This window comes from Psittacicella hinzii (assembly GCF_003585885.1).
Taxonomy (GTDB): domain Bacteria; phylum Pseudomonadota; class Gammaproteobacteria; order Enterobacterales; family Psittacicellaceae; genus Psittacicella.
In genome coordinates this window covers 1-3,495 of sequence record NZ_NRHC01000110.1, presented here as the reverse complement: position 1 = coordinate 3,495, position 3,495 = coordinate 1, and the positions used below count along the sequence as shown (strand labels likewise).

The 3,495-nt window shown below is 35.3% G+C and carries 5 protein-coding genes; 1 reads left to right on the top strand and 4 read right to left on the bottom strand.

Going from position 1 to position 3,495, the window contains the following annotated elements; translation table 11 throughout:
• Positions 1-285: 285 nt before the first annotated feature.
• The 4 genes from CKF54_RS07185 to miaA all read right to left on the bottom strand — a co-directional run bounded on the left by CKF54_RS07185 (position 286) and on the right by miaA (position 2,951).
• Positions 286-894, bottom strand: a complete 609-nt coding sequence (locus tag CKF54_RS07185; protein ID WP_119525675.1) for a hypothetical protein — start codon at positions 892-894, stop codon at positions 286-288.
• An 85-nt stretch (positions 895-979) separates the two neighbouring features.
• On the bottom strand, positions 980-1,123 hold the full coding sequence (locus tag CKF54_RS08200) for a hypothetical protein (protein ID WP_222987570.1): 144 nt from the start codon (positions 1,121-1,123) through the stop codon (positions 980-982).
• Positions 1,124-1,165: 42 nt separating this feature from the next.
• Positions 1,166-1,816 carry an RdgB/HAM1 family non-canonical purine NTP pyrophosphatase gene (rdgB, locus tag CKF54_RS07180; RefSeq protein ID WP_119525674.1) on the bottom strand — a complete coding sequence of 217 codons (651 nt, stop codon included), beginning with the start codon at positions 1,814-1,816 and terminating at the stop codon, positions 1,166-1,168.
• Positions 1,809-2,951, bottom strand: coding sequence for a tRNA (adenosine(37)-N6)-dimethylallyltransferase MiaA (gene miaA / locus CKF54_RS07175; protein WP_119525673.1), 1,143 nt, complete (start codon positions 2,949-2,951; stop codon positions 1,809-1,811). Before miaA ends, rdgB begins: the two co-directional genes overlap by 8 nt.
• Before the next feature lie 148 nt (positions 2,952-3,099).
• Here miaA and rplY point away from each other — a divergent pair, with 148 nt between their 5' ends.
• Positions 3,100-3,387: a 50S ribosomal protein L25 gene (gene rplY, locus CKF54_RS07170; RefSeq protein WP_119525672.1), complete on the top strand. Its 288-nt coding sequence runs from the start codon at positions 3,100-3,102 to the stop codon at positions 3,385-3,387.
• Positions 3,388-3,495 lie beyond the last annotated feature (108 nt).

Genomic DNA, 3,495 nt, shown 5'->3' with positions numbered 1-3,495 from the left:
AACGGGAAAATAGGATTTACTTGATATAGGGATTCCCGCTTACTGCATAATGCTTTTGTAAATTAATCTTAATTTTCTTATATTTAGTTTGATAAATTGAACTGTTTTTAAAGGAGGCTTCCTCCCGCAAAAAATAGGGTAATAGGCAACCTAACAATTTGTTATTTAGTTATTTATTAATTTAATAAGTATTAAGAGTCGGGAATCCCTATTGATATTACTAATTTTTCCTTGATTTATTCAACGTAATTAATTTTTACAATTCAGCTTGCTTAAATTTTCTGATTATCTAAATTGTAAAAACTCATTTAGAGCACGTTGACCACTGTACCAAGTACTCGCTTGATTGTTACGCTGATACTTAATAAAAATCGGGAACTCTTGACCTAAGTCCAAATTATTAACTAGGTCAATGTATTGCTGAAAATGACCAAGCTTGTCAGCGGTGGGAATGTATTGATCATTTAACCAACGTTTATAAGCTGCTAATCTTCTCTCGTCTTCTTTTAAAGTTAAGATATATTCGATTGCTTTGGTTTCGCTGTAGGTTTTTGCTAGGGGGAGAAAGTAAACAACACCACATTGATTTTTCTCGGTGTTATTAGCTGCTTCTAATAAAGCTTGTAAAGTAGATTTATCTTCTAACTTGCTAATAAGGTAGCAGTAGGTTTCTTTTTCTCCAACAGCTAGGGGAATGTAAAGTTGATTATTTGCTACGATTTCTTCAACAATTACTTTTTGGACTTTAAGGCGATCTTGACGTTGACTTAGATTGTTTTGGATATCGGTAAAGATTTGACGATTAAGGTAAAGAGCTAGAGCTACAATTAAAACAATTAAGAGTAAAATACTGGCTACTAGTTTTTTACGTTTTTTTGGTTTCTGAACTTCCATAAATAGCTAACAAAATTGCAAAAATAGGTATAGAAAGCGAGTTTCTATACCTATTTTAGTAAATTAAGTTTTACATGACTAACGATTATTTCTTATCTTTAGTAGTCTCATTTGAGATACGATTATCTTTTTTCCAGCTTGTTTGCTCAAAAGCTTCGTCTAGTAAAGACTCTTCTGGATAAGCGTTAGTAACTGTATCAAATGGTGTAATCTTCTTTTCTTTTGTCATATATTTAACTCTTTAAAAAAGTGTTAAATCATTATACCACTGTTAACTTAAAAAATCTTTAAGTCCGCGAGAAATAAGATCTTTAAATGCTAAAGTTCGATGAGATACTTGGTTCTTTTCAAGCATATTAGCTTGCGCAAAGGTTTTACCTAGATCTGTACTAAAGAAAACAGGATCATAGCCATGTCCATGTTCACCCAGAGCTTGACGAGTAATACTGCCATGACATTTACCCACTGCGATTAGAGGCTCTGGATCATTAGGGAATCTTACTAAAACTAAGCAACAGTAAAAGTGTGCTTGGCGTTGTTCATCATTGATCCCTGCCATCTTTTCTAAAAGGCAAGTATAGTTTAATGCTTCTTTACCAAGACCTGGTTGAGTAAAATTTTCTTGCTGGGCAAAACGAGCAGAGTAGACACCTGGAGCAGAGTTTAAGGCATCAACACACAAGCCAGAATCATCAGCAAGTGTAGGTAAGCCGGTTAAAGCTGCCCCATGGTAAGCTTTAATTAAAGCATTACCAATAAATGAACAAGCATCCTCAACTGGCTCTGGAGCTCCTTTTAGTTCTGGAAAATCGGCAAAGCTCTTTAAATCAACTTCTTGTTCAGCTGTAACTGAAGCAAAAAGTTCTTTAAACTCAGCGAGTTTACCTTGGTTAGAAGTTGCTAGGACTATAGTTTTAGACATGTTTTTCCTCTAAAGCAAAGTTTAATACTTTTTCAATAATAGCAATTTGTTGTTCTACACTAATATTGGTTGGAATTTGGGTAAAAGGTAGAGGCCAAGAACGTAACCAAGTAATTTGGCGTTTAGCTAATTGGCGAGTTGCGGCTGCTATATTTTCAAGAGCTTGCTCGAGCTCAACTTCACCATCAAAGTAATCCCATAGTTGGCGGTAGCCTACACATCTAACGCTCGGCATATCGCGATTTAAATCACCTCTTTGATATAGTTGCTCAACCTCTGCGACTATCCCCGCCTCAACCATATCCTTTAAGCGTTGGTTGATATCAGCATGTAAAGAGGCACGATCTTGGTTGTACATTGCAAACTGCAGTAAAAAGTACTTACTAAAAAGATCATTTCCTTTGATATCGTGGAACTTGTATAATCCATTTTCTAAGTTAGGTAAACAAAGATCTGGAGTTAATTGTTCAAAATCTGTGTAGTAATCTTCAAGGTTGTAGTGTGGGGTATTAAAGAGTTTTTTATTGATGCGACGCATGCGTAACTCTTTTTCTAAAGGACTTAAGTGTTTATTTTCTGACGAATTATTATTCGAGATTTCACTCATAGATTTGCCAGTAAGGTAATATAGTTCGAGTACTCTTCCCACTCGTTGCACATCGTTAGGATGTAAGCGTTGAAAAGCTGGAGGATCTATCTCTGCTAACATTTGGTGGCAAGCAAGATTACCTTTTTCCTCAAATAACTGATTTACCCATTGACGAGATTGAGGAGTTGATGATGGTAACTGATCAAGTTGTCCTAGTAAGCTACGGTAGTACATCATAGTCCCACCCACAAGCACAGGAATTTTACCTTTCTGGTGTGATTTACTAATTAATTCATCGACATCCTTTTGGAATTGCCCTACACTATAACTTTCAGCAGGGTCAAGGATATCAACTAAAGCATGAGGAGCTTGAGCCAATTCTTCAGGGGTAGGTTTAGCTGTACCTATAGTCATTTGACGATAAATTAAAGCCGAGTCGACATTAATTAAATCGTATTTTTCTGGATTCTTTTTATATAGAGCCATAGCAAGGCGAGTCTTGCCTGAAGCAGTAGCTCCCATTAATGTAATTACTGGTAATGGCATAATTCTCTTAAACAATTTTTCTCTATTATACCGTAAAAATCGCGTTTTATTTCTTTACATTTTATTAAACTTCTGCTATAATATATCACTGTCCAATGTAGGGTCACCTATTGGATCATTTCAAAATTTCAATTTAAGGAAAAACAAAATGTCATTTACATTTGAAGCTTCATTAAAAGAAACGAATGGTAAAGGTGTGAGCCGCCGCCTTCGTCACGAGGGTAAAATTCCTGCGATTATCTATGGTGGTAATGCAGAACCTGTAGCGATCGTATTAGATCACGACAAAGTAAACAACGCACAAGCTAAAGCTGAATTCTATTCAGAAGTTTTAACTATCGTTGTTAACGGTAAAGAAGAAAAAGTGAAAGTTCAAGCAATTCAACGTCACGTTTTCAAACCTAAATTATTACACTTAGATTTCAAACGCGTGTAATTTTTACTCTTGAGAGGAGATCCTGCGATCTCCTCTTTGCTTATATATAAAAAGCTAAACTACTCCTAAACTACGGACTAATAGTAATGCAACCTAAATTTTTAGATT

Bases quoted from the DNA above. Each gene is read 5' to 3' on its own strand.
- CKF54_RS07185 (WP_119525675.1), bottom strand. From the start codon at position 894: ATGGAAGTTCAGAAACCAAAAAAACGTAAAAAACTAGTAGCCAGTATT.
- CKF54_RS08200 (WP_222987570.1), bottom strand. From the start codon at position 1,123: ATGACAAAAGAAAAGAAGATTACACCATTTGATACAGTTACTAACGCT.
- rdgB (WP_119525674.1), bottom strand. From the start codon at position 1,816: ATGTCTAAAACTATAGTCCTAGCAACTTCTAACCAAGGTAAACTCGCT.
- miaA (WP_119525673.1), bottom strand. From the start codon at position 2,951: ATGCCATTACCAGTAATTACATTAATGGGAGCTACTGCTTCAGGCAAG.
- rplY (WP_119525672.1), top strand. From the start codon at position 3,100: ATGTCATTTACATTTGAAGCTTCATTAAAAGAAACGAATGGTAAAGGT.